Source organism: Corynebacterium sp. HMSC078H07, assembly GCF_001812805.1.
Taxonomy (GTDB): Bacteria; Actinomycetota; Actinomycetes; order Mycobacteriales; family Mycobacteriaceae; genus Corynebacterium.
This window is the reverse complement of sequence record NZ_KV810519.1, coordinates 108,582-131,948: the sequence shown is the minus strand read 5'-3', so window position 1 is coordinate 131,948 and position 23,367 is coordinate 108,582. Positions and strand designations below refer to the sequence as shown.

23 protein-coding genes are annotated in these 23,367 nt (G+C 62.7%); 13 read left to right on the top strand and 10 right to left on the bottom strand.

Translation table 11 applies throughout. The features are described from left to right. Positions 1 to 198: 198 nt before the first annotated feature. Positions 199 to 831: a response regulator transcription factor gene (locus tag HMPREF2875_RS12775; RefSeq protein WP_168165584.1), complete on the bottom strand. Its 633-nt coding sequence runs from the start codon at positions 829 to 831 to the stop codon at positions 199 to 201. Next, positions 821 to 1,927: an ATP-binding protein gene (locus HMPREF2875_RS13600; protein ID WP_141754638.1), complete on the bottom strand. Its 1,107-nt coding sequence runs from the start codon at positions 1,925 to 1,927 to the stop codon at positions 821 to 823. The genes HMPREF2875_RS12775 and HMPREF2875_RS13600 overlap by 11 nt, the downstream gene beginning before the upstream one ends. A 209-nt stretch (positions 1,928 to 2,136) precedes the next feature. Between HMPREF2875_RS13600 and HMPREF2875_RS12770 the strand changes: the two genes are divergently transcribed. Then, positions 2,137 to 3,456, top strand: coding sequence for an O-acetylhomoserine/O-acetylserine sulfhydrylase (locus HMPREF2875_RS12770; protein WP_070673590.1), 1,320 nt, complete (start codon positions 2,137 to 2,139; stop codon positions 3,454 to 3,456). Beyond that, positions 3,404 to 4,603 (top strand): homoserine O-acetyltransferase MetX, encoded by a 1,200-nt coding sequence (locus tag HMPREF2875_RS12765; RefSeq protein ID WP_246817120.1) that lies wholly within the window; start codon positions 3,404 to 3,406, stop codon positions 4,601 to 4,603. Before HMPREF2875_RS12770 ends, HMPREF2875_RS12765 begins: the two co-directional genes overlap by 53 nt. A gap of 34 nt (positions 4,604 to 4,637) precedes the next feature. Here the strand turns inward: HMPREF2875_RS12765 and HMPREF2875_RS12760 are convergent, their stop codons facing one another. Next, positions 4,638 to 4,997 (bottom strand): DUF3017 domain-containing protein, encoded by a 360-nt coding sequence (locus HMPREF2875_RS12760; protein WP_070673588.1) that lies wholly within the window; start codon positions 4,995 to 4,997, stop codon positions 4,638 to 4,640. A 19-nt stretch (positions 4,998 to 5,016) separates the two neighbouring features. Continuing rightward, positions 5,017 to 5,871, bottom strand: a complete 855-nt coding sequence (locus tag HMPREF2875_RS12755; protein ID WP_070673668.1) for a bifunctional methylenetetrahydrofolate dehydrogenase/methenyltetrahydrofolate cyclohydrolase — start codon at positions 5,869 to 5,871, stop codon at positions 5,017 to 5,019. 24 nt (positions 5,872 to 5,895) lie between these two features. Here HMPREF2875_RS12755 and HMPREF2875_RS12750 point away from each other — a divergent pair, with 24 nt between their 5' ends. The 5 genes from HMPREF2875_RS12750 to HMPREF2875_RS12730 all read left to right on the top strand — a co-directional run bounded on the left by HMPREF2875_RS12750 (position 5,896) and on the right by HMPREF2875_RS12730 (position 10,844). Further along, positions 5,896 to 6,366 carry a tRNA (cytidine(34)-2'-O)-methyltransferase gene (locus HMPREF2875_RS12750; RefSeq protein ID WP_070673586.1) on the top strand — a complete coding sequence of 157 codons (471 nt, stop codon included), beginning with the start codon at positions 5,896 to 5,898 and terminating at the stop codon, positions 6,364 to 6,366. Between the two features lie 45 nt (positions 6,367 to 6,411). Continuing rightward, positions 6,412 to 8,274, top strand: a complete 1,863-nt coding sequence (locus tag HMPREF2875_RS12745; RefSeq protein ID WP_070673584.1) for a pyruvate kinase — start codon at positions 6,412 to 6,414, stop codon at positions 8,272 to 8,274. Between the two features lie 121 nt (positions 8,275 to 8,395). Beyond that, entirely contained in the window at positions 8,396 to 8,641 is a 246-nt protein-coding gene (locus tag HMPREF2875_RS12740) for a FeoA family protein (RefSeq protein ID WP_039673887.1), read from the top strand. Positions 8,642 to 8,643: 2 nt separating this feature from the next. Further along, complete coding sequence (gene feoB, locus HMPREF2875_RS12735; protein WP_070673582.1) at positions 8,644 to 10,575, top strand: ferrous iron transport protein B; 1,932 nt, start codon at positions 8,644 to 8,646, stop codon at positions 10,573 to 10,575. Next, positions 10,575 to 10,844, top strand: coding sequence for a FeoC-like transcriptional regulator (locus HMPREF2875_RS12730; protein ID WP_070673580.1), 270 nt, complete (start codon positions 10,575 to 10,577; stop codon positions 10,842 to 10,844). The genes feoB and HMPREF2875_RS12730 overlap by 1 nt, the downstream gene beginning before the upstream one ends. Here HMPREF2875_RS12730 and HMPREF2875_RS12725 read toward each other — a convergent pair. Then, positions 10,816 to 12,231 (bottom strand): PH domain-containing protein, encoded by a 1,416-nt coding sequence (locus HMPREF2875_RS12725; RefSeq protein ID WP_070673579.1) that lies wholly within the window; start codon positions 12,229 to 12,231, stop codon positions 10,816 to 10,818. The two genes, HMPREF2875_RS12730 and HMPREF2875_RS12725, sit on opposite strands and share 29 nt — an antisense overlap. Next, on the bottom strand, positions 12,228 to 12,677 hold the full coding sequence (locus HMPREF2875_RS12720; protein WP_070673577.1) for a PH domain-containing protein: 450 nt from the start codon (positions 12,675 to 12,677) through the stop codon (positions 12,228 to 12,230). Before HMPREF2875_RS12720 ends, HMPREF2875_RS12725 begins: the two co-directional genes overlap by 4 nt. A 58-nt stretch (positions 12,678 to 12,735) precedes the next feature. On the opposite strand from HMPREF2875_RS12720, the gene HMPREF2875_RS12715 reads away from it, so the two are divergent. After that, the gene (locus HMPREF2875_RS12715; protein WP_070673576.1) at positions 12,736 to 12,996 is read left to right on the top strand and encodes a helix-turn-helix transcriptional regulator; all 261 of its coding nucleotides are present in this window, start codon (positions 12,736 to 12,738) and stop codon (positions 12,994 to 12,996) included. A gap of 7 nt (positions 12,997 to 13,003) precedes the next feature. Next, positions 13,004 to 13,474, top strand: a complete 471-nt coding sequence (locus HMPREF2875_RS12710) for a hypothetical protein (RefSeq protein ID WP_070673574.1) — start codon at positions 13,004 to 13,006, stop codon at positions 13,472 to 13,474. 5 nt (positions 13,475 to 13,479) lie between these two features. Here HMPREF2875_RS12710 and HMPREF2875_RS12705 read toward each other — a convergent pair whose 3' ends face one another. Further along, the gene (locus HMPREF2875_RS12705) at positions 13,480 to 16,617 is read right to left on the bottom strand and encodes an error-prone DNA polymerase (protein WP_070673572.1); all 3,138 of its coding nucleotides are present in this window, start codon (positions 16,615 to 16,617) and stop codon (positions 13,480 to 13,482) included. 166 nt (positions 16,618 to 16,783) lie between these two features. On the opposite strand from HMPREF2875_RS12705, the gene HMPREF2875_RS12700 reads away from it, so the two are divergent. The 3 genes from HMPREF2875_RS12700 (at position 16,784) to HMPREF2875_RS12690 (ending at position 19,511) form a co-directional block, all read left to right on the top strand. After that, positions 16,784 to 17,680: a MetQ/NlpA family ABC transporter substrate-binding protein gene (locus tag HMPREF2875_RS12700; RefSeq protein WP_070673570.1), complete on the top strand. Its 897-nt coding sequence runs from the start codon at positions 16,784 to 16,786 to the stop codon at positions 17,678 to 17,680. Positions 17,681 to 17,790: 110 nt separating this feature from the next. Further along, the gene (locus HMPREF2875_RS12695) at positions 17,791 to 18,834 is read left to right on the top strand and encodes a methionine ABC transporter ATP-binding protein (protein ID WP_070673568.1); all 1,044 of its coding nucleotides are present in this window, start codon (positions 17,791 to 17,793) and stop codon (positions 18,832 to 18,834) included. Continuing rightward, a complete protein-coding gene (locus HMPREF2875_RS12690) occupies positions 18,831 to 19,511 on the top strand; it encodes a methionine ABC transporter permease (RefSeq protein ID WP_070673566.1) in 681 nt (226 codons plus the stop codon). Before HMPREF2875_RS12695 ends, HMPREF2875_RS12690 begins: the two co-directional genes overlap by 4 nt. An 18-nt stretch (positions 19,512 to 19,529) precedes the next feature. Here HMPREF2875_RS12690 and HMPREF2875_RS12685 read toward each other — a convergent pair whose 3' ends face one another. Further along, positions 19,530 to 20,414 (bottom strand): sucrase ferredoxin, encoded by an 885-nt coding sequence (locus tag HMPREF2875_RS12685; RefSeq protein ID WP_070673564.1) that lies wholly within the window; start codon positions 20,412 to 20,414, stop codon positions 19,530 to 19,532. A 98-nt stretch (positions 20,415 to 20,512) separates the two neighbouring features. Between HMPREF2875_RS12685 and HMPREF2875_RS12680 the strand changes: the two genes are divergently transcribed. After that, positions 20,513 to 21,139: an AMIN-like domain-containing (lipo)protein gene (locus HMPREF2875_RS12680; RefSeq protein WP_070673562.1), complete on the top strand. Its 627-nt coding sequence runs from the start codon at positions 20,513 to 20,515 to the stop codon at positions 21,137 to 21,139. On the opposite strand, the gene HMPREF2875_RS12675 is transcribed toward HMPREF2875_RS12680, so the two are convergent. Both HMPREF2875_RS12675 and HMPREF2875_RS12670 read right to left on the bottom strand, forming a co-directional pair. After that, positions 21,136 to 22,668, bottom strand: coding sequence for a DNA polymerase Y family protein (locus HMPREF2875_RS12675; RefSeq protein ID WP_070673560.1), 1,533 nt, complete (start codon positions 22,666 to 22,668; stop codon positions 21,136 to 21,138). The two genes, HMPREF2875_RS12680 and HMPREF2875_RS12675, sit on opposite strands and share 4 nt — an antisense overlap. Next, positions 22,665 to 23,345 carry a hypothetical protein gene (locus HMPREF2875_RS12670; RefSeq protein WP_070673558.1) on the bottom strand — a complete coding sequence of 227 codons (681 nt, stop codon included), beginning with the start codon at positions 23,343 to 23,345 and terminating at the stop codon, positions 22,665 to 22,667. Before HMPREF2875_RS12670 ends, HMPREF2875_RS12675 begins: the two co-directional genes overlap by 4 nt. Positions 23,346 to 23,367: the final 22 nt, after the last annotated feature.

Sequence of the window (23,367 nt, the reverse complement as noted above, 5' to 3'; positions counted from 1 at the left end):
CTTACTCATTAACTGACATGCACAGTATCTGTGGCGCCATTAACTCCCTGCAAGAGTTTTCGTCCTTTCACCGACGAAAGTAGGCAATTCGGCAGAAGGTCTTGCTTACCTCAGCCGGAGGAAGAAAAATAGGAAAAGGCCCTAAATCAGAACAAGGGTCCCACCCACTGCCGCTTCGGGACCAAGAATCCCCAACCCTCAGCGCAAAAGACCAAGAGGGACACCCTGGAGACGGGCAATAAGTTTCGTTCTCGAGGTCACACCAAAGTGATCGAACAGCAAGCGTACCTTTTGTTTAATCGTTGATTCCGCGTAGTGGAGCTGTTGAGCAATTTCGGAGTTTGAGTGCCCCTCTACTAGCAGCCGTAGAACCCTCTGATCCTCTGGTTTTAATCGTCGAACCATTTTTTGAGTAGTTTGCACTCTCGGTGAGCCAACACTGTTCGCAAGAATCCGCTGTGCAACCTCGTTTTCGATGGTCTTCTTCCCCACAGCCGCATTGACAACGCTAGAAACGAAAGCTTCGGGGCCAGCCGTCTTGGGAACATATCCCATTGCCCCAAGTGAATAGCTCTCAAGCAGCGCTTCATCGGTGTCAAAGGAGGTCATTACGACGAACGGAGGCGCCTTCTCGCTCCCGTCTTGAGAGCACATCAATTCAAAGCCATCAGCCCCTGGAAGGCGAAAATCTGTAAGCACAACGTCGTAGGTTGACTCCCTCAGCTTTTCGGCGGCAGTCTCAGCATCATGGACTGTCTCTACATGTGAAATATCGGGGTGGTTCCAAAAAATCGACTGGAGAAGCGCAGCGAACTTCTTTTCATCTTCCACGATAAGCAGTGATATTCCCATACCCGATTTCACCGCTTTCTTCATGTTCAAGCCGGATCTCACTGACCCATTGATGTGCTTCCCTCTTCACTACCATTGTTCCGCCGTGCGCGCGTACAACCTTCTCGAGATTGTCTAAGCCAATTCCCATCCCACTGACACCCGCAGGGTGCCCCAATGATGAAAGCTCGTTAGAGACAGTTAAAGCATGGGTCGACCGATTCGATTCAAGCCTGAGTGAAACTACGGCTCCCTTTTCGGAATTCCTTATCACGTTAGAGCACAGCTCATCCATTGCTCTGAGAAGAACTGCTTTGTGCACTTCAGAAATTCCCGCGCTACTCTCCAACGACACTGACGGGGACAATCCACATGCTTGCATCTTGTCAGCCCATTCCATCGCCGCGCCTCGAACAGTGCGTCTACGGCCTTTCCCCGCTTGGCTTGCGACATGTGATAATGCCTCAGCAGCCCGTTGAACTTCCTGCATAACAAGATTTAACTGCCCCGAATCACCATGCTGAGCTGCCGCCAATTGCGCACCCAACGTGGCAATGCTTAATGGATTACCCACATTGTCATGCAAGTACTCCCGCAGTGATTCCTCTTGTTCACGCCGGACATCGGTGCTTCGTTTCACCGTTGCCTGCAAGCCAAATCCTAGTACCCATAAGAGCCCAGCAATTCCCATCACTGCTGTTGACGCCACAAAAGGGGACGTAAAAAATGGTTCTCCTGGATCTGTCCACGCAGGAACAAGAACAAACACCAGCGGAACATATCCAACGAGAAAGATTCCTACAAGCCCTGTTCGCACAAAACCGAGAACAGCTAAGCAACAAATGAACAATGCACTGACCGCGTTCAACGCGTATCCATTGAGCCCTTGAGCGTTAAGGATAAGAAACAGAGCAAAAACAATCGCTATGGAAGCACGTGGACGAATACTAGAGATAGCCACCCCCAAGCCCAGCAGCAACCAGAGAAGACTCATTGCACTCCACGCGGCAAGTGCCGCTCCGCAGGACACTATGACTGCCAAGCCGACCACGAACCTATGTATCAGCAACACTCCGCGATCAACAGTAGACACCATAAAGACGCTCCTCCGGTTTTCTAGATTTTATCGCCTACGTGCTTATCCGACCACGAAACTGGAAAAGATCTATCAACTCCGTTGGGGAGCTTCGAACACGATGAGACGATCATCAACCAACCGCTCGGTCTATTTTTATTCTTACGCCCGCCTGCGGTTTTTGACGAGGCACTTACAGTTATGAACCGCTTGGTCTACCGTTGCCACACATGAGCACCAAATACGATAATTCCGCAGTGGGCGAATGGTCTTTTGCCACCCGCGCCCTTCACGCCGGCCAGAACCTGGACGGCTCCACCAACGCACGCAACGTGGCGATTTACCAGACCACGTCTTATGTCTTCAACGACGCCGAACATGCCGCTAATCGCTTTAACCTCTCGGATGCAGGCCCGATTTATACCCGCCTGACCAACCCCACGCAGGATGCGTTGGAGGCCCGGTTGGCGTCGCTCGAAGGCGGCGTCGCCGCCGTGGCTTTCGCCTCCGGCCAGGCCGCCGAGACCGCGGCCATCCTGAACCTCGCCTCCGCCGGCGACCACATCATCACCTCCCCGCGCCTCTACGGCGGCACCTCCACGCTGTTTACCGTGACGTTGAAGCGCCTGGGCATCGGCGTCACCCTCGTCGAGAACCCCGACGACCCGGCCTCCTGGCAGGACGCCGTCCAGCCGAACACGAAGGCCTTGTACGGCGAGACCTTCGGCAATCCGGTCACCGATGTCCTCGACATCCCCGCCATCGCCGAGGTAGCGCACAAGAACCAGGTCCCGCTCATCGTGGACAACACCATCGCTACCGGCGCACTGGCCCGCCCGCTGGAGTTGGGCGCGGACATCGTCGTGGTTTCCACCACGAAGTTCTACACCGGCAACGGTTCCGCCATCGGCGGTGCCATCATCGACGGCGGCTCCTTCGACTGGACAGTCGAGCGCGACGGCGACCCCGTCTTCCCTTACTTCGTCACCCCGGACGAGGCTTACCACGGCCTCAAGTACGCTGACCTGGGCGCTCCCGCCTTCGCTATCAAGGCGCGCGCGGGCCTGCTGCGCGATACGGGTGCCGCCATTTCGCCCTTCAATGCGTGGCTGACGCTGAATGGTATTGAGACGTTGCAGTTGCGCGTCGATAAGCACAATGCCAACGCCCAGGCCGTGGCCGAGTACCTGGAGTCCCACGCCAAGGTCACGAAGGTCAACTACGCCGGCCTGGAATCCTCGCCGTACAAGGCCACCAAGGAGAAGCTGGGGTACGCCTACACCGGCTCCGTGCTCTCCTTCGACATCGACGGCGGCCGCGAGGAGGCATGGGCGTTCATCGATGCACTGAAGCTGCACTCCAACCTGGCCAACATCGGCGATACCCGCTCACTGGTCGTGCACCCGGCGACCACCACGCACTCCCAGTCCGACGAAGCCGCGCTCCAGGCCGCGGGTATTACGCAGGCCACGGTGCGCCTGTCGGTGGGCATCGAGGATGTCAACGACATCATCACCGACCTCGAGCGTGGGTTCGCGGCCATTGGTTAGCGCCATCCCGGAGCTCGCGCCCGAAGGCGAGCTCGCCCACGTCCCCATCGGCGACTTCACCACCGAAGCAGGCGCCATGCTTGCCGACGCCTCCCTGGCCTACCAACGCTGGGGTGCCTTCGCCGGCGACCCGGACGGGGTTAACAACGTCCTGCTCGTCGAGCACGCATTGACCGGAGACTCCAACGTGGCGGACTGGTGGTCCGACTTGGTGGGCCCCGGCAAGGCCCTGGACACCACGCGCTGGTGCGTCATCGCGACCAATGCGCTGGGCGGCTGCAACGGCTCCACCGGGCCGAGCAGCCTGCACCCGGATGGCCAGCCGTGGGGAGGGCGCTTCCCGGCGCTGTCCATTCGGGACTTGGTGGAGGCCGAGTACGCGTGCCTGCAGGAGCTCGGCATTTCCCGCGTCCATGCGGTCATCGGCGGCTCGATGGGAGGAGCGCGCACGCTGGAGTGGAGCCTCATGCACCCAGACAGTGTGTCCGCGGTGTGCGTGATTGCGGTATCGGCCCGGGCATCCGGCTGGCAGATTGGCATCCAATCGGCGCAGATTTCCGCCATCGAGCGCGACCCCTTCTGGCATGGTGGCAATTACTACCTCACGGACAAGACTCCTCGCGATGGTTTGGCGGCCGCGCGCCGCATCGCGCATCTGACCTATCGCGGCGAGCAGGAAATCGATGAGCGCTTTGGTGCCTCCGCGCAGCAGGGCGAAAACCCTTTGGGCCCGCACCGCCAGCTCAATCAGCGTTTTGCGGTGAACTCCTACCTGGATTACCAGGGAAGAAAGCTCACGGAACGGTTTGATGCTGGTTCCTATGTCACGCTGACGGAGGCGCTCAACCGCCATGACGTCGGCCGCGGGCGCGGCGGGCTCATCAAGGCCTTGGCCGCCTCCCAGGTGCCGACGATGGTCGTGGGCGTCGACACGGACATCCTTTATCCCTATCACCAGCAGGAGCACATCTCCCGCAACGTCAACCAGCTGCTGGCCATGGCCAAAATTGTCTCCCCCGTGGGCCACGATGCCTTCCTCACCGAAACCCGGCAGATGAACCGCATCCTGCGCAACTTCCTGTTGCTGTCAGCTCCGAATGGCCTTGATGTGGGACCGGCCTACGTGGGCGACGAGTATTTCATTTAAGAAGCCGTGTGGTTCTTTCCAGGAGCCAAACGCGTCACGATCCAAGCGCGTCGATGGAAAAAGCCATGAACACCATCGCCGCGCCGAGGATGCCGGTAAAACAGGCGTCGAAGCGCCGCGAGCGCACCGCGAGCACGCCAACGCGTGAGGAATCACAGGTCAGACGCACCACGGTGAGCCACAGGAGTGCCCCTCCCAGCAACATCGTGGCACGCCGCCAGTGCTCGGACACCGCGTAGATTCCCGATACCGCCACCGCAGCCACGAACAACCCGATGGCGACCCACTGCACCGCCGGGGGCAACGGCGAAGGCTTCAGGTGCGCGTCGTGTGGGTTCGACAACGACACCGGCGGCGCTTCTCGACGCCCCTCCCCTGGACCCTGCGTAGTCATAGACCTTGAGTGCTCAGTCTTACTGCGCAGCCAGCTTCTCAGCGCGCTCGACGATGTTGCTCACCAGGAACGCACGCGTCAGCGGGCCCACGCCACCCGGGTTCGGGGAGACGAAACCGGCCTTGTCCCACACGTCCTCGGCGACGTCGCCGGCGAGTTGTCCGTCGACGCGGGAGACGCCGACGTCGAGAACCGCGGCACCTTCCTTGACCATATCGGCGGTGAGCATGTGTGCCTTGCCGGCCGCAGCAATGATGACATCGGCCGCACGGGTCTCCGCGGCAAGATCCTTGGTGCCAGTGTGGCACAGCGTGACCGTGGAATTCTCGCTACGGCGGGTAAGCATCAGACCAATCGGGCGGCCCACGGTCACGCCGCGGCCGATGACGACCACCTTTGCACCGTTAAGCTCCACACCGAAGCGGCGCAGCAGGTGGATGCAGCCATTCGGCGTGCATGGCAGCGGGACGTCCTCGTTGAGTACCAGCTTGCCCAGGTTAATCGGGTGCAAACCATCGGCGTCCTTGGCCGGGTCGATGAGCTCGAGCACGCGGTTTTCATCCAAGTGCTTCGGCAATGGCAGTTGCACGATGTAGCCGGTGCAGGCATTGTCATGGTTGAGCTCTTCGATGACGCGCTCGAGTTCTTCCTGGGTAACGTCGCCAGGCAAGTCCTTGCGAATCGAATTAATACCGAGTTTCTCGCAATCGCGGTGCTTCATCTTCACATAGGAATGCGACCCTGGGTCATCGCCCACCAGGACCGTGGCCAGCCCCGGGGTAATCCCCTTCTCCTTAAGAGCGGCCACGCGCTGGGCCAAGTCCTCAAAAATCTCGTCGCGGTACAGGTTGCCATCTAGTTTGGTAGCGCTCATGCCCACCATCCTAGACTGATGCCTATGAGCCGCCTGCACATCGTCTTCGACAACCCCGTGATCCCCACCAATACCGGCAACGCCATCCGCACCGCCGCCGTCACGGGCGCAAGTCTGCACCTCATTGAGCCACTCGGCTTCAACTTCGAGGACAAGCACCTCAAGCGCGCAGGTTTGGACTACCATGACCTGGCGGACCTGACAATCCACAAAGATTTCGATGCTTGCATGGACGCTCTTCCCGGCGCGCGGGTCTTCGCCTTTACTACCCACACGGATAAGTGGTTTACCGACGTGGAATACCAGGAGGGCGATGTCCTCCTCTTCGGCACCGAGCCCACTGGCCTGCCGGACGAGCACGCCTTCCACCCGCGCGTCACCGAACGCGTGCGCATTCCCATGATGCCGGCGCGGCGCTCGATGAATCTGTCTAACGCGGCGTCGACAGCCGTGTATGAGGCTTGGCGCCAGCTCGGCTTCCGTGGCGCGGTCTAGGAAGTCGCGGCACAATGTGGGTGACAGCCACGACGAAGGAGCACCATGTCGAACTTGCGCCCACTTCTTGATTCCCTCACCCTGCGTGTTGAGAACGCCGCGAACGAGTACGCCGAGCAGATTGCTCAGGTCGCGCCCACGCACCGTCCCGGCGCGGTCAACCTGGTGCGCTACATGGCGCTGCGCTCCCAGGACGCGGTGGAGCTGCAAGAAGGCCTCAGTGCGTTGGGCGCGACAAGCTTGAGCCACCCGGAGCCGGCGGTGCTGGAGCGCCTCCATGCGGCGCGCAACGTGCTTGATGCTTTCGACGGTAAAGCCCCCACCTACCCGATGCAGGCCATCGCCTCGGCGTATGCCGATGCCGATGACATCCTCGACGCCAACACGCAGGCACTTCTCGGCCCCACACAGGACGGCACGCATGCCCGCATCATGGTGACCCTTCCTTCTGAGGCGGCGGAGGACTATGACCTCGTGTTGGACTTTGCCCGCGCCGGTATGGAGCTGGCCCGCATCAATTGCGCCCACGATGGCGAAGCTGCGTGGGAAAAGATGGTTGAGAACGTCCACCGCGCCGCCGAGGAGGTGGGGCGCGAGATTCTCATTTCCTGCGATATTGCAGGCCCCAAGGTGCGCACCGGTGCCATTGAGCCGGGGCCGCAGGTTGTCCGTGTGCGCGGCGAGCGCACCGCTGCGGGCGAGCCTCTGACCTACCCGACGCTGGTGCTTTCCGACGTCTCCCGGGCCGAGGAGGCCCAGGAGGTGGCGAGAAGGGCGTCGGCAAGCGCGGCGCGACCGGCCGTAGCACTCGAAGTAGACACCGAGTGGGTAGCTGCGCTGAAACCGGGCGATGAGGTGCGGTTTGCTGAGGCCCGCGGCCGTTCGCGAACCTTCTCCGTGGAGTCTGTCGAGGACGGAGTTGCCGTGCTGCGCGGCGAGCGCAATTGCTATCTGGCGGAAGGCACGGTCTTTAGCCATGAAGCGGCGACGACGCAGGTGCGCGGGGTTCCGGCCCTTGAGCAGAAGATTCGCCTGCATCGCGGAGACGAGCTGGTCTTGAGCACCTCGCAGGAGCCTGCGCGGATTGTGGAGGGCGAGGCGACGACGATTGGTTGTACTCTCCCGGAGGTAGTCACCGCGCTTGAGGTGGGGCACGCCGTAATTTTCGATGACGGCGCCATCTCCGGCCGCGTTACCGAGGTTCGGGACAACGGGGCCGAGCGCGAAGCTGTCATCACTATCGACCATGCCGGGCCCACCGGCACGAACCTGGCGGCGTATAAGGGCATCAATCTGCCCGATACCGATGTTCCGCTGCCCAGCCTTACTGAGGACGACGTTGCGGCGTTGCGTTTTGTGGCCACGCACTGCGACATCGCGGCTGTATCTTTTATCCGCACGCCAGGTGACGTGGCTTTTCTCTTCGATACCCTCGAGGAGATCGCTGCTGAGCAGGAGTCGGAGGAGCTGGCGCAGCGCGTGCGTGAGTTGGGAATTGTGCTCAAGATCGAAACGGTCCCGGCGTACCAGCAGCTGGGCGCCGTACTGTTGGAGGGCATGCGCCACGAGAAATTCGGCATCATGATTGCTCGCGGTGACCTCGCCGTGGAGCTGGGCTTTGAGCGCATGGTGCAGGTTCCGGGGCGCATCATGAAGCTCGCGGAGGCAGCGCACATCCCCGTCATCATGGCCACACAGGTGCTGGAGACCTTGGCGAAGACCGGCCTTCCCTCGCGTGCCGAAATCACCGATGCCGGCTATGCGCTGCGTGCGGAATGCGTCATGCTCAACAAGGGCCCGCACATTACGGAGGCCATCCGCATCTTGGACCGAATGTCGCGCAAGCTCGGCCGCTCGCGCTTGAAGAATCGCCAGATGCTGCGTCAGGTGACCAGCTGGACTAACTAGTTCAACACCACGCGCCGCGTGGTGAAGATCACCTAAGATTCTCACCCCAAAGACTAGACCTGCCTATCTTTGCTTAGGGTAACCTATATGGGAAAGCTAGATAGGAAGAGAGCCGACCGATATGTTGTCTGGGTGCCCACGGCAGACTGCCGACGCCATCCCCATGGGATGCACCGTAACCTTGGGTAGCGAATGTATTTCCTGCACGTGCGACGCTGCTTTGGCAGTACGTCTCGGTGAGCTGGGAATCCGTCCCGGCGCTACGTTGACCATGGGTCCGCGCGTAGCCGGCGGCGCACGTGTTGTGTCGGTGGGCAGCTGCCGCTATGCCATCGATAAGGCAACGCTCAAAGCTATCGAGGTCTAGCCATGGCCTCTTCCCCGAGCTGCCACGGCGATCCGGGCGGCGCGCTTGCCCCTGCCGGCGCGCCTATCCTCGCTCTCGTCGGCTCCCCTAACTCCGGAAAGTCCACGCTCTTTAATGCACTGACCGGCGCGAAGGCGCAAACCGGCAACTGGCCGGGCACCACGGTTGAGGTCAGCCGCGGCGCGTGGAAACTGGGCGATCGCACCGCCGATCTCATCGATTTCCCCGGCACCTATTCGCTCGATCCGCTCAGCCCGGATGAGGCACTGACCCGCGCTATGCTCATCGAGTGCGCGGAGGATGAGCGCCCCGACGCCGTCGTTGTGGTCGTCGACGCCACCGCCGTGGCCCGCGGTCTCAACGTGGCGCTCCAGCTAGCGGAACAGCCCTACCGCCTCATCATCGCGTTGACGAAGACGGATGTAGCGCTCAACCAGGGGCAGGTCGTCGACGCTTCTGCGTTGGCCGAGGCCACCTCGATCCCGGTGGTGGTTGTGGATGGGCGTAAGCGGGAGGGCGTCGAGAAGCTGCGCGAGGTCGTGCTCGAGTCTTTGGCGTCTGCGCCCATGCAGTTGCGCGAGGACACTGGCCTGGAGGGGCGCTTTGCGGAGCTGGATGCGGCGGCGAAGGCCTCAGTAAGCGAGGTCGAGCATGCCACACCCCTGTCCCACCGCCTCGATGCGGTGGCCCTCCACCCGGTGGTGGGGCCACTGCTGTTTCTGGCCGTGATGTGGCTGGTCTTCCAGATCACGACGACGGTGGCAGCTCCCCTCCAGGACGGCTTGGAGGCGATGGTGTCTGGCCCCTTGAGCGACTGGGCGCGGGCGGGGCTCGGGGCTATCGGTCTGGGTCACCCGCTCATTACGGGCTTGCTTGTCGACGGCCTCATTGGCGGCGTCGGCATGGTCCTCACCTTTGCCCCGCTCATGGCGCTGATGTTCTTGTGCTTGGCGGTGCTGGAAGATTCCGGTTATATGGCGCGTGCGGCGGTGGTGACCGACCGCCTCATGCGGGCCATCGGACTGCCGGGCAAGGCTTTTATCCCGATTGTCGTGGGCTTTGGCTGCAACGTGCCGGCGATTTCCGCCACCCGCGTGCTGGGCAGCCCACGGCACCGCATCATGACTGCGCTGCTCATCCCGTTTACGTCGTGTTCGGCGCGCTTGGTAGTCTTCGTCATGCTCTCGGCCACGTTCTTCCCGGAACATGCTGGCAGCGTGGTGTTTGTTATGTACCTTATCTCCATCGCGCTACTCGTGCTCGTGGGTTTGGCGCTGCGCAAGACTCTGTGGCGCGCAGTACCCGAGGAGGCGCTGGTTATTGACCTGCCAACGTATCAGCTGCCCACAGTGCGCCTAGCACTAAGCGTGATGTGGACGCGTTTGAAGGGCTTCCTGCAGACGGCCGGCGGCATCATCGTGACCACCGTGGTCGTGGTGTGGCTGCTCATGGCCATTCCGGTCGGCGCGGCCGCCCACGACACCACCTTGGGCGAGCCCCCGTCCCCGGAGGATTCCGCCTATGGCGCGGTTGCGCATGCCATCGCCCCGGCCTTTGCCCCGGCTGGTTTCGATTCCTGGTCCCTGGCCGGCCCGTTGGTGACGGGTTTCGTGGCCAAGGAGGCGTTGATTTCGACGTGGGCGCAAACCTACGCCGTCGACGACGTCACCGACGCCTCCGCCGAAGAGCAATCCCATAGCGCGCTCAGCGACCACGTGCGTGCAGATTTCGAGCAAGCTTCCGGCGGGCATACTCTGGCGGCAGTGTGGGCCTACATGCTTTTCCTGCTGGCCTACACTCCCTGCGTGGCCACGATTGCCGCGCAGCGCCGCGAGATTGGCTGGCGCTGGACGCTCTTTGGCTTCGGTGTTCAGCTGGCCACCGCATGGCTACTGGCAGTGGGCGCCTTCCAGATTCTGAAGGTGTTTATCTAATGCCCACCTCCCCCATCCAGGCCGTGCAGGAAGCCATCGAATCTGGCGTGCGCTCGCGGGCAGCCATCGCCACGGAGACGGGGCTGGAACCTGGCACGGTGGACCTCATCCTGGACCATCTCACCGCCAGCGGGGTGCTGGACATGGAGCCGCTGGGCTCGTGCCCAGCGGGCGGCTGCGGGTCCTGCTCGGCGGCGTCTGCATGCGCGGGCCCCAGCAGCTCCCGCGGTCCGGTGTTGCTTAAGCTTCGCCGCCCAGCGTGCCGTTAAGCGGGCCTTCCAGAACCGGAAGGCGGCGGGTGCGCAGGCGGGTGAGAAGCTCGGAGGCGTCGGCAGGCGTGAGGTCCTGACCCGCCATCCTGACTGGCCCCGCCACGAGGTCGAAGCGCACGGTACGCACGCCCGCAAGATGGCTCAGCGGCCCCACCTTGAGCGTGAGCTCCTGAATGTGCGGGGTGCCAATCACCATGACGCGGCGGTTGATGCGGCCTCGATGCACGATGGTGACAGGCTCAGGCGAATCCACCAGCGTTACCGACTGCTGCTTGCGGTCGATGGGGCTAACCCACCGCGCCCGGCGCGGCGAGGTATACGTGGGCTGCGTGTGGCCCTCGGGCCGGGCATAGTCCTCAATCTGAGCGCGATCCAGGTCCGAGATGAGCGCCAGCAAGTCCAGTGCCTGCTCACGGGTACCCACCGGAAGGATGCGTGTGGAGCCGGACTGTTTGCCGCCGCCCTTGGTGCCATAGCCGGCAACGGACACGTGCACCTCATACCAGCCGAGGCGCCGCCACAGGAAAGGCTGACTTACCCGCACGCCATGGATGCGGCTTATGCGGATGGTCTGGCGGCGACGGTCGGCGAGGCCGTAGGAGATGTTGAGGGCGTTGGAGGGGGCGTCGTGAAGCGCGGTGAACGTCCACGATGAGTCCACCAGGCTCCACACACGGCCCACAAAGCCCACGATGATGGGCAACAGTGCGGTCCACATGCCAGGGATGAAGAGCAAGCCGCCGATGATGAGCGCGGTAATCAGCGTCGGCAGACGCAGTGCTTCCGCAGCGATGGTGCGCAGGATAGGAATCTCCGGAATAAGAGCCGGTTCTGATTCCTCTTCCACTGCCTGTTCTGGCTGCTCAACCTGTCCACCGTTCGTGCGGCGCAGCAACTCAGCGCGCAACTCCTCCGCCTTCGCCTTGGGGAGGTACTCAATCTTGATTACAGAGGCGTTTCCGCCCGCGGTTTCCACCCTGACCGTGGCCAGCCCCAACAGGCGGGCGATGATGGATTCAACGACATCCACCGCCTGGATGCGCTCATAGCGCGCAGAGCGAAAAGACGTTGAAATCACGCCGTGGCGCAGCGCGACTTCATCATCGGTGAGTTTGTACCCCAACTTGCGCCACCACACTCCGGACACCAGCCAGATCACGGCACACACCAGCACAAAGCCGCCGATTGCCAGCAGAGTGCCGCGGCCCACCTCGCCCAGATGTCCGCCCTGCAGGTAGGACACAACGTCCTCGATCATCGAGGCGTTGATATTGAGAACAAAGATGGCGAGCAGCGCCAGAATCAGCGACCAAAAGCGCAGCAGGGGGGTGAGGCGGTGGACGCGGGTATAGCCGTCGGCGTCGATAAGCGCGCGATCCTTCACAGTCCACTCATCCTCTCGCGGGCCTTGATGGCGAGGCGTTCGCGCAGGGCATCGGCGTCCGCGGCAACCAGGCCGGGGATGGTGGCGTCGCTGCTGGGCGACGCCGTGTGCAGCTTCACCTTCTTCAGCCCCATCGCCCGCTCCACGGGGCCGGCCGTGACGTCGACAAACTGGATACGGCCATAAGGAACGACGGTGAAGGTGTGCCAGATTTTGCCGCGGGTGACGAGGAGTTCGTCGGCGGTTTCCTGCCAGCCTAAGTTCTTGACCTGTGCGGGGATGAGCCACAGTTCATAGAGCGCCCACACAACGAGCGCGCCGGCAACCCAATAGAGCCAGTCCCACCAGAAATACGCTGCCGCGGCAGCAAGGGCGGCGAGGATAATGTCCCAGCTTAAATTCGTAATGTAGCGGGCTTTCGTGAGTGACGGGGATACGGGATTCATGCCAACACCCTAACACGAAATCTTGACAAGTTGTTGGGTTTATACAACACTGTGATGTATGTCCCCCAAAAAGAAACCTACCCGCCCACTCTTTAACCGGGTCCGCGTGCTCCGCGTTGAACGGGACATGACGCGCGCACAGCTTGCCGACGCCATCGGGGTCAACCCCCAAACCATCGGCGCACTCGAGCGCGGCGACCACTCCCCCAGCTTGGACCTCGCCTTCAACATCTGCGAAGTCTTCAATCTGCCCGTGGAAGCCGTGTTCTCCCGGACCGAATTCACCCCCATGTCCTCCGAAATCTACCGAAAAGGTTAAGCCCCGCATGTCCACCCCTATCCCCACTTCCGTCACCACCCGCAAGCGCTACATCACCCTGACCGACCTGTCCACCGCCCTTATCATTGCGTCCATCCCCCTGCAGTTCTGGAGCCCTTTCACCTCGCTCATGGTGGCCTGCCTCGGCACGTTGCTGTGTGCACTGTTGACTGCACGTTTGCGCACCACCATCAACGCGGCAGACCTGCCCAGGACAGAACTTGATGAGTACGAGATGCAGCAGCACCTCGAAGCCCGCGACGACGGCCTCAAATTCTCCCTCGCTGCACTCGTTATCTTGCTGCCAGTCACAGGCCTTATCGCCTGGGGCGCGCGGACCATGCCCATGATGGACGGCGTGTTTGTATCCCAGCTCTACCTCAAGATCATCCTGCTGCTCATGGTATGGGTGCCCTTCTCCGTGGCGCGTTCCTTGGCGGGAAAGATGAACCGCGACGAGCTCATCTCGAAAGAATAAACCTCTTAGCGGAAATCCCGCGAGCCGCGCGAGAGGGCCTCGCCGAAGGCCAGCGGCTCAAGTTGGTCCGCGGCAACGGTGACCGCGCCGGAGGCGTTCTGCACGATGCCGCGCACGATGAGCGCAGGAGCCGTCCGAGCGGTGACCTTATCCCGAGCCCACAGGCCGGGCGAGACCATCACGTTCATCAGTCCGGTCTCATCCTCTAGGCCGAAGAAGACCACGCCGGCCGCGGTCTGGGGGCGCTGGCGGTGCGTGACCACCCCGGCGATACGCACGCGGGTACCGTCCTCCACGGCCGGCAGATCCGCCGCCGACAAGACACCGCGAGCACGCAGTGCCCCGCGGACCTGCTCCATGGGCTGCTGGTTGTGGGTCACGCCGGTGCTCGCCACATCCGCCGCCATAAGTTCGAAAGCACTCATTCCTGGCAAGGACGGCGCCTCGATGGCAGAAAGCCCTGGCAGCATCCCTACCTGCTCCGTCGCGGCAACACCTGCCTGCCACAGCGCTTGGCGACGATCCGCCCCAAAGACATCCAAGGCCCCCGCCACCGCGAGGGCCTCCACGTGATCGACGGTGAGATCGGCGCGGCGGGAGAGATCGGGGACGTCGGCAAACGGCGCGGCCGCCTCAATGCGGTCGGCAGCCTTATCCCCCAAGCCTTTGATGAGGTTGAGCCCTAGTCGGATGCGAACCTCGCCGTCCTTGCCCACCACAGCGCGGGCCTCGCGGCCTGAATCGTTGACGGTGGCCGGCAGCACCTCCACGCCGTGCCGTCGCGCATCCTGGATGAGGGACTGCGGCGAATAGAAACCCATCGGCTGCGCGCACAACAGACCCACGCAAAACTGCGCCGGGTAATAGCGCTTAAACCACGCCGAAAAATACACCAAGGAGGCAAAAGACTGCGAGTGCGACTCCGGGAAACCATAGGCGGCGAAGGCGACAATCTTGGCCCACAACTTGTCCGCGACCTCCCCGGTAATCCCGTTGGTTTCCTGCAATCCGTCATAGAAACGTTGCTTGAGTGCTGCCATCCTTTCGGGCGAACGCTTCGAGCCCATCGCGCGCCGCAAATCGTCCGCCTCCGCACCGCTGAAACCAGCGGCATCGACAGCAATCTGCATGAGTTGCTCCTGAAAGAGTGGGATGCCCAGCGTCTTGCCTAAGGACTTTTCCAACACCGGATGGTCATACTCCACCGCTTCTTTGCCATCCCGGCGGCGCAGGTAAGGATGCACCGACCCGCCCTGAATAGGTCCGGGGCGAATGAGCGCTACTTCCACGACGAGGTCGAAAAAGACCCGCGGCTTGAGTCTTGGCAGCGTATTGAGCTGCGCGCGCGATTCCACCTGGAACACCCCCACCGCATCCGCGCGGCACAGCATGTCATAGACTTCTGGGTCCGCCAGGTCCAGCTCCCACAGGTTGACTACCCTGCCGGTGGTCTCCTCCACCAAGTCCATCATGTGGTGCAGGGCCTCGAGCATGCCCAAACCCAGCATGTCGAACTTCACCAGCCCGGCTGCGGCGCAATCGTCCTTATCCCACTGCAGCACCGACCGGTTCTCCATGCGCGCCCATTCCACAGGTACGACATCCGCAATCGGCCGGTCACACAGCACCATGCCACCGGAGTGAATGCCCAGGTGGCGCGGCTGACCGAGGAACTGCTCAGCTAAGGATTCGACGTCGCTAGGCGCAGGCGCCACACCTTTCGACCACGCATCGGCCGAGCCTTGCGGATAGCCCAACGCCCGCGCAGCATCCCGCAGTGCACCTTTGCGGCGATACGTAATCACGTTAGCCACCTGCGCGGCACGCTCGCGGCCATGCTTGGCATAGACGTACTGAATGACCTCCTCACGGCGGCCTGATTCAATATCGATGTCGATATCCGGCGGGCCATCACGGTCCGGGGACAAGAAGCGCTCAAAGAGCAGGCCCGCGGAAATCGGCTCCGCGTTCGTAATCCCCAGCGCGAAACACACCGCGGAGTTTGCCGCCGAGCCGCGCCCCTGGCACAGGATGTTCTCCCGCCGGCAAAAATCCACGAAGTCGCACACGATAAGGAAGTAGCCCGGAAAACCGAGCTGCTCGATAACATCCAGCTCGTATCTCATCTGCTCCCATGCCCGAGCCCGAATCTCCTTAGGCCGCGAGGCATAGCGCGCCTCCGCGCGCTCGAAGGTGAGGTGTTCTAGCCAGGACATCTCAGTGTGCACCTCCGGCACGTCGAAATCCGGCAGGTTGGGGGCCAAGGCTTCCCAGGTGAAGCTGCACTCCTCCAGTACCCGGACGGTTTCCGCGATAAGTTCTGGGCGGTCCGGAAACAGTTGCGCCATCTGCTCCCCCGAGCGCAGCCAGGGCGAGCCCATGGGGTGGGTGTTAGGGGAGGCGTCGACAAGCGCGAGGCGCCGGGACAAGGCCTGTTTGGCTCCGGCCAGCCTGGCACGGTCCCGCGTTGCCGCAGCAGGGCGGGCCGTAGCGATAGCGCGCGGAACCGGGCAGGAATCCAGCAGCGCATGGTGGTCAGCGTCCTCCGGGAGTTGGGTACAGGCATACTCCAAAACCATGCTGTCTATTTTAATTCTTTCGAGCAGATAATCGAATTTCCCTGCCCATTCCCAGCCCACAAGGAAGAGGCAATGCTCCTGCAACTCCGCAGCGATGTCCGCCAACGGCGGATAAACCACCGCATCTTTCTCCCCCGCCTCCATGCGCGCGCGGGAGATGAGCCGCGACAAACGACGGTACCCCTCCGGAGTGCGCGCCAACACGGTCAGTGGTGCCGGTTCAAGACTAAGCTCCGCACCAAAAACAGCGGGCAGGCCAACCTTGGCGGCAGCCTCCGCAAACTTCATGAGCCCATAGAAGCCATCCTTATCTACCAGCGCCATTCCCTTTAAACCTAGTTCGACCGCCCGCGCCACAAGCTCCTCCGGCTCGGAGGCTCCCTGCAGGAAGCTATACGAACTCACCGCATGCAACTCCGCAAAGGGCACCGCGGAGCGCCCCACCTTCGGAGCGTCCGCGGAGTCCGGCAGATGATCCACCGATACCGGAATGGGCCCCGGCCGGCCAGATAAAATCCGCTCAACGCGGGACCACGGTAGCGCTACACCCCCGTTGAACCTCATAGCCCCACACCCTATAATCGAACAATAGTTCCCGTCAAGGTTTTGTTAGGCAACTAGTGGAATAGACAAAGCGGTTCAATCGTTGCTAGTTTTTCGAGCAGTGTAATCACCTGCGGTGCCCCACCACGTGCCGCACGACCAAGAAGAAGGGACACTAAGACCCATCATGAGCATCCGTCGCGTACTTGCTGCCACCTCGGCAGCCGTCATCGCCGCTACCGGCCTGGTCGCCTGCTCCTCCGACTCCTCGGACTCTGAAGCACAGGGCTCCGGCGAAGAAATCACCAAGGACTCCACCATCACCATCGGCACTACCGATGCCAACATGGAAGAGTGGGCTGTCTTCCAGGACCTGGCCAAGGAGGCCGGCTACGACGTGAAGCTGGAGAACTTCGCGGACTACAACACCCCGAACCAGGCTCTGGATCAGGGCCAGCTGACCGCCAACAAGTTCCAGCACCTGCAGTTCCTGGCCAAGTACAACCAGGGCAACGGCACCGACCTCGTTCCGCTCGCTTCCACCGAGATCTACCCGCTGGCCATCTACTGGAAGGACCACAAGGACCTTTCCGACATTGAGGGCCAGGAAGTGGCCATCCCGAATGACTCCACGAACCAGGGCCGCGCCATTGGCCTGCTGGCTCAGGAGGGCCTGGTCACCCTCAAGGAGGACAGCCCGCTGATTCCGACTCCGCTCGACATCGACGAGAAGAAGTCCAAGGTCACCGTCACCCCGGTGGATGCCGCACAGACCCCGGCCGCCTACGGCGAGGGCAAGCCGGCCGTCATCAACAACTCCTTCCTGGAGCGCGCGGGCATCGATCCGAAGTCCGCTGTGGCACAGGATGACCCGAACTCCACCGAGGCAGAACCCTACATCAACGTCTGGGCCGTACGTGCCGAGGATGCTGACAACGAGACCCTCCACGAGCTGGCCAAGCTGTGGAAGGATCCGAAGGTCACCGAGGCCGTCCTGAAATCTTCCGGCGACACTGCTGTGGCTGTGGACCGCCCACAGGAAGAGCTGCAAGAGATTCTGGACCGCCTCGAAGAGGAAGCCTAAGCTCTCGCCGCCCTGATACGCCATATGTGCCCCCGCGTTCACGCGTCAGTGCGTGGCCGGGGGATTTGGCCGTTACACATGATTCATATAACCCCACAAGGACACCTCACGTGATTGACCACACTGGCGCCCCTCGCGGCACCCGGATTGAGTTCCTCAACATCACCAAAGTCTTCAAGAATAAAAAGACCACTACGAAAGCACTCGACAATGTTTCCCTGACCGTCGAGTCCGGCGAGATCGTCGGCATCATCGGTTTCTCCGGTGCCGGCAAGTCCACGCTGGTGCGCATGATCAACGGCCTGGACACCCCGACGTCGGGTCAGCTGTTTCTCGACGGCACCGATGTCGTCGGCATGCCCGAAAAGCAGCTGCGCGGCATCCGCCGTAACATCGGCATGATTTTCCAGCAGTTCAACCTCATGTCCTCGCGCACCGCGGCGGGCAATATTGAGTACCCGCTGAAACTGCAGGGCGTCGAGAAGCAGGAGCGTAAGAAGCGCGTCCAGGAGCTTTTGGAGTTCGTCGGCCTGGCGGACAAGGGCGATAACTACCCGGAGCAGCTCTCCGGTGGCCAGAAACAGCGCGTGGGCATCGCCCGCGCTTTGGCTAACAACCCTTCCCTGCTGCTGGCGGATGAGGCCACTTCGGCCCTCGACCCGACTACCACGCACGAGGTCCTCGACCTACTGCGCAAGGTCAACCGCGACCTCGGCATCACCATCGTGGTCATTACCCACGAGATGGACGTCGTGCGGTCCATCGCCGACAAGGTCGCCGTTATGGAAAATGGCCGCGTCATTGAGGACGGCAGCGTCTACGAGGTCTTCTCCAATCCGCAGACCAGCGTGGCGGAGAAGTTCGTGGCTACCTCGCTGCGCAATACCCCGGACGTGGTCGAGGCCGATGACCTGCTTGCCCACGAGGGACGCCTGTTCACCATCAACCTAACCGAAAGTTCTGGCTTCTTCGGCGCCGCCGGCAAGCTTGCGGACGCGGGCGTGTCCATCGCCGTGGTCCACGGCGGTATTACGACGTTGCAGAAGCATTCCTTTGGCAAGATCACCGTGCGCCTCAACGGCCCGGATGCTGCTATCGAAGAGTTCTACGCGCACATGCAACGCACCACCGAGATTGAGGAGATTCAACGATGAACGTCACCTACCTCGCAGAAGCCAATTGGGACCGGCTGGGCGGCACGCTTGTCGACGCCATCAAAGACACCCTCATCATGGTCGCTACCACCATGGTGCTTGCAGGCATCATCGGCTTGGTTCTCGGCATTCTGCTCTACACCACCCGCCCGGGCGGAATCCTGCAGAACAAAGTCATCTACTTCATCATCAACATCCTGGTGAACTTCGTTCGCCCGATTCCGTTCATCATTTTGCTGGCCTTCGTCCAGCCGCTCACGGTGGCGGTCTTGGGAAGTTCTATCGGCCGCGAACCCGCCACGTTCGTCATGGTTATTGCGGCGACCTTCGCGGTGGCTCGCATCGTGGAGCAGAACCTCGTGGCGCTCGACCCGGGCGTGATTGAAGCGGCCCGTTCGATGGGTGCTTCGCCGTGGAAGATCATCACCACGGTCATCATTCCGGAAGCGCTGGGCCCGCTGGTGCTGGGCTACACCTTCCTGTTTATCGGCATCGTCGACATGTCCGCCATGGCCGGCTACGTCGGCGGCGGTGGCTTGGGTGACTTCGCCATTGTTTACGGCTACCGCGCCTTCGAGTGGGAAGTCACCGTGGTGGCTACCCTCATCATCATCGTGCTGGTCCAGGCAGCCCAGTTCTTTGGCAACTGGCTCTCGGCGAAGATTATGCGCCGCTAACCGCGCCGCGTCCGTCCCCTACGCGTCGCGTCGCAAGACGCGACGCGCGGCAAAGTAGGAAGAGGTCTTTGGCTCGTCTCCGCAGGAGGAGACGACGCCGGAGGCCTCTTTTTCTTCGAGCTCCACTACCCACGCGCGGCCATCGCGATGGCGCACGGTGACGCTATCCTCCGCGGCAGTTGCCTCCGCCGCGGGCTCATCCGCCGCGGCGACGTGGAGGTCGCCGTAGTGGAGGTTCTCGGAGGCGTCGAGAAGCTCGCGCGCCACGGCGAGTTCTGCCACCTGGTCCTTCGGCGTATTCAACCCCGAGCCGCGGTTGGCCGGGTAGAAATACTCACCGCGCAAAGCCTTGCCCACAAGCTCGCGGCCGGCCTCTACGTTGAGGCGGCCGAAAGAGTAGCCCCACGGCATGAGCAACACCGAAGGCGCGAAACGGTGGCCCTTGGTGTGCGAGGTCTCCCACACGGTCTCCTCGTATTCACAGGCGAGCGAGGCAGCCAGTGGACGCCCCTTCACCGCACAGCAGGCATCGCGCTTGGCGTGAGTACACACCAATACCAACGGCAAGCACGTGCCGCGCGGATTCTCCAAGTCAAGGTCCAGAATGTCCTCTGGGCCGTTGAGAATGTAGTCCTGCACAAGGCCCTCGCGGGCCCAGACCACGAAGCAGCGGAAATGCCCCGTATCGCGCTCGCGACCAGCGCGGCCTGGGCGGCGGATGAGCTGCAAGCCGGCTACGCCCTTGAGCTTGGCCTTAAGCTTCTCCGTAAGGCCGGGGCCGAAAGTGTGGCCGTCGAGCACATCCCGGGACCACGCCGCGGGCCACTCGAAGAGGACGTAGACGGATTCTTGCTTAGCGGTACCAGCCAGGGGTTCTACCTGGATATCGGAGCAGAAGGTCATGGCGCCAGTTTAACTGTCATCACTTCTTTCACAACAATGTGGTTACGATGTTCACTTCGGTTCCAGGAATTCCGCCTTGGGCAGCTACGCTCGAAGTTATGCCGAAACACACTCTCTCGCGCGCAGCCACCTCCGTGGCGGCACTCGTCGCCTCGAGTGCGCTCGTGCTACAGGGCTGCTCCGCGTCCTCCGACGACATCTCCGCGCCGACCGCTACCGTCGACGCCACCTTGTCCGGCGCGTCCACCTCGACTGCCCAGAACGCCACGGCGCCCGCCGGGCTGACCCCACTAGGCGATGCCAACCTGGAGATGAAAACCCTCCGCCCACCAGTGCCGTCCGAGCTGGTGGTCACGGATGTGCGCGTGGGCAAACACGACGGTTTTGACCGCGTCGTCTTCGAGTTCACCGGCAATGGCTCACCGGGCTGGTTTATTGACTACACCGACTCCCCCGCCCAGCAGGGCTCGGGCAACCCGATTTCTTATGAGGGAGCCACGGCGCTGAACGTCAGCATTGATGGCACGGCATATCCTTTCCAGCTCGATATGGAAGACCCGAACATCGGCACGGTCAAGGGCGCTGGCGGCATGGTGACCCAGGTGGTCAACGGCGGCACCTTTGAGGCCCGTTCGCAGTTCGTCATCGGCCTTGCCGGGCGCCACCCCTACTCCGTCCAGGTACTTAAGGCACCGACGCGTCTGGTTATCGATATCCAGAACTAGGTATACGTCGCCTCCACCGACCAGCGCCCGCCTGCCCACACGAGGAGCCAGGCGCGCTGGCCGTTGTCGTTTTCTCCCACGACTTGCAGGCGCGCGCAGCGCTGCGCCTCGTTCGGATCCCACCAGCCGGTATCCACTGGCCAGGGTCCGGCCCACCCGGTCACGCGGTAGCGGTGGCGCCCCCACCCTAGGCCCGCAGGTTCACCGGAGAGGAGGGCTTCGGCGGTGACGATGATGTCGGCTGCAGAGCCGTCGATAAGCCGGATGCGCGCGGCGGGGTGCGCCAGGCTTGCTGGCAGCGGCGTGGGGATGCGCCCGGGCCACGTGCCCTCCGGGGCAGGGTCGCGCTGCTCGCCGTAGGGAATCAGCTCGATACGCTCGGCTACCCCGCGGCCCGCCGCCGGGCGCGGCTGCAACACGCGGTCCACGCCGAGCTGCGACTGCACGCGCGCGATGACCCGCTTGGCCTGCTCCGTTGACTCACCCGCGCCCCACAGCACACTATCCCCAGGTGGGGCGACTTCCACCGGTTCCAGCACAAGCTTCTCGACGCCCCCACCCTCGCCCGCCCGCGCACTACTCAGCCACCCATCGAGCTGCCAGCGCACGCGGTCTGCCGTGGCGGCCTCGCTCAGCGCTTCCTGCGTGCGCCAGATGCGCTCGAGACGCGTGCCGCCCTCGAATTCGGCGATGACGCGCAGGCGCATGCAGATAAGGCCCGCGTGATCGAGCACCGCGTGTAGGCGTGCCGCCAGCTGGCGGGCGGCGAACGCCGCCGCGTCCACGCGCTCGAGTGGTTCCTCAAAGGCCTGCTCCACGCCTAGGTCGGGGCGAAGTAGTTCCGGCGCCACGCGCCGATCGGGCGCTGCCGAGGCCACCGCGTGACAACGCCGCCCTGCTTCCCCGAAGCGCGTGGTGACCTGGCGCAGCGGCAAGCCGGCGAGCTCTCCCAATGTGCGCACACCGAGGCGCTGCACGGTATGGACTACATCAGGCGGACAGCCCAACGCTACCTCCGCGGCGAGTACTCCCACTGGTTGATTCGCCAGGAACTCCCGCGACCCGCCTTTCGGAACCACCGCGCCGAGGTTGTCGTGGCGCGCGGCAATGAGCGCGGTAGCAATCTCGTCGGCAACGCCGACGGTGGCGTCGAGGTGGGCTCTCGAGGAGGCGTCGACAAGCATCTCCACTGCCCTATCCTCACTTCCGTGGAAACGCCCCGCAGCACCCGCATCCGCAATGACTAGGCCCGGGCGCAGGACCTCCACCGAGGACGCCACCGCATCAAGCCCCGCGGCAATCTCGGCGAAAACCGCACCATCGCGATCCGGGTTGGCCTCCTCCACTCGCACATCCGGCAGCACTGCTTGGGCTTGGCGCACGCGCATCCCGCGGCGCACTCCGGCCCGGCGCGCCGCCGCGTTGCACACCGCCACGTGGTGCTGGGAGGCAATCACACACGCTGCCCTATCAGCGTCCTGCAGCGCCTGGATAGGCCAATCCGGGAACCACAGGGCCGCGACTCTCATACCACCTCCAGGCGTGGGCGCTCAGCCCTCTCGCCGCAGGTGAGCACTCCTCGGCGTGGGCGTGCGCTTTTCGACGCCACCCGCACCTCAATGTCCACTCCCCTGATACGCCCGCTGCCACGGCCTACGCCGCGCACCGCCACGACGTCTGCGCCAATCTCCGTGACCGTACCCGGTAGCCGCGCGCCGACGGTCAGCAGTGCCGCTTGTCCGCCGCGCACCTTGGCCAGAACTGGCCGCGCCCGCGTGGGACTGAGCTCACCTAAGCCTTTGTGCACGACAAGATCCAGCCCCTCACACAGCACTCCGGTGACTGCCCACGGCTCGGCTCCCGGATCGGGCACAACGATGACCCGGGAGACATCTCCTTCCTCGGCCACCTGTGCGAGCGAGAGGTCTGGCCAACCTACGATGCCCACGTGTCCGCCCGCCGCGCTAACATGGCTCACGAGTTCCACCACCAAAGCCGCACACTCCGCACACACGGTGGCCTGCTTTCGGGGCAAACCACCGCCCGGAAGCAGCTCAGATAGCAATTCAGGCACGGTGAGGATGTCCACATCTGGCTGGATATCTGCCGCCACGTCTGGTGTTTCCAGACGCTGAATCTGGGCGCGTAAAGCCGCGATCTGGTCGGCCCGTGAGCCACCCGCGACACGAACACCTGTTTGATTCATAGCTCCTATTATGAACCTCTCG

Coding starts and splice junctions, on each gene's coding strand:
- HMPREF2875_RS13600 (WP_141754638.1), bottom strand. CDS start 1,927: ATGGTGTCTACTGTTGATCGCGGAGTGTTGCTGATACATAGGTTCGTG.
- HMPREF2875_RS12770 (WP_070673590.1), top strand. CDS start 2,137: ATGAGCACCAAATACGATAATTCCGCAGTGGGCGAATGGTCTTTTGCC.
- HMPREF2875_RS12765 (WP_246817120.1), top strand. CDS start 3,404: ATGTCAACGACATCATCACCGACCTCGAGCGTGGGTTCGCGGCCATTG.
- HMPREF2875_RS12760 (WP_070673588.1), bottom strand. CDS start 4,997: ATGACTACGCAGGGTCCAGGGGAGGGGCGTCGAGAAGCGCCGCCGGTG.
- HMPREF2875_RS12755 (WP_070673668.1), bottom strand. CDS start 5,871: ATGAGCGCTACCAAACTAGATGGCAACCTGTACCGCGACGAGATTTTT.
- HMPREF2875_RS12750 (WP_070673586.1), top strand. CDS start 5,896: ATGAGCCGCCTGCACATCGTCTTCGACAACCCCGTGATCCCCACCAAT.
- HMPREF2875_RS12745 (WP_070673584.1), top strand. CDS start 6,412: ATGTCGAACTTGCGCCCACTTCTTGATTCCCTCACCCTGCGTGTTGAG.
- HMPREF2875_RS12740 (WP_039673887.1), top strand. CDS start 8,396: ATGTTGTCTGGGTGCCCACGGCAGACTGCCGACGCCATCCCCATGGGA.
- feoB (WP_070673582.1), top strand. CDS start 8,644: ATGGCCTCTTCCCCGAGCTGCCACGGCGATCCGGGCGGCGCGCTTGCC.
- HMPREF2875_RS12730 (WP_070673580.1), top strand. CDS start 10,575: ATGCCCACCTCCCCCATCCAGGCCGTGCAGGAAGCCATCGAATCTGGC.
- HMPREF2875_RS12720 (WP_070673577.1), bottom strand. CDS start 12,677: ATGAATCCCGTATCCCCGTCACTCACGAAAGCCCGCTACATTACGAAT.
- HMPREF2875_RS12715 (WP_070673576.1), top strand. CDS start 12,736: ATGTCCCCCAAAAAGAAACCTACCCGCCCACTCTTTAACCGGGTCCGC.
- HMPREF2875_RS12710 (WP_070673574.1), top strand. CDS start 13,004: ATGTCCACCCCTATCCCCACTTCCGTCACCACCCGCAAGCGCTACATC.
- HMPREF2875_RS12705 (WP_070673572.1), bottom strand. CDS start 16,617: ATGAGGTTCAACGGGGGTGTAGCGCTACCGTGGTCCCGCGTTGAGCGG.
- HMPREF2875_RS12700 (WP_070673570.1), top strand. CDS start 16,784: ATGAGCATCCGTCGCGTACTTGCTGCCACCTCGGCAGCCGTCATCGCC.
- HMPREF2875_RS12690 (WP_070673566.1), top strand. CDS start 18,831: ATGAACGTCACCTACCTCGCAGAAGCCAATTGGGACCGGCTGGGCGGC.
- HMPREF2875_RS12685 (WP_070673564.1), bottom strand. CDS start 20,414: ATGACCTTCTGCTCCGATATCCAGGTAGAACCCCTGGCTGGTACCGCT.
- HMPREF2875_RS12680 (WP_070673562.1), top strand. CDS start 20,513: ATGCCGAAACACACTCTCTCGCGCGCAGCCACCTCCGTGGCGGCACTC.
- HMPREF2875_RS12675 (WP_070673560.1), bottom strand. CDS start 22,668: ATGAGAGTCGCGGCCCTGTGGTTCCCGGATTGGCCTATCCAGGCGCTG.
- HMPREF2875_RS12670 (WP_070673558.1), bottom strand. CDS start 23,345: ATGAATCAAACAGGTGTTCGTGTCGCGGGTGGCTCACGGGCCGACCAG.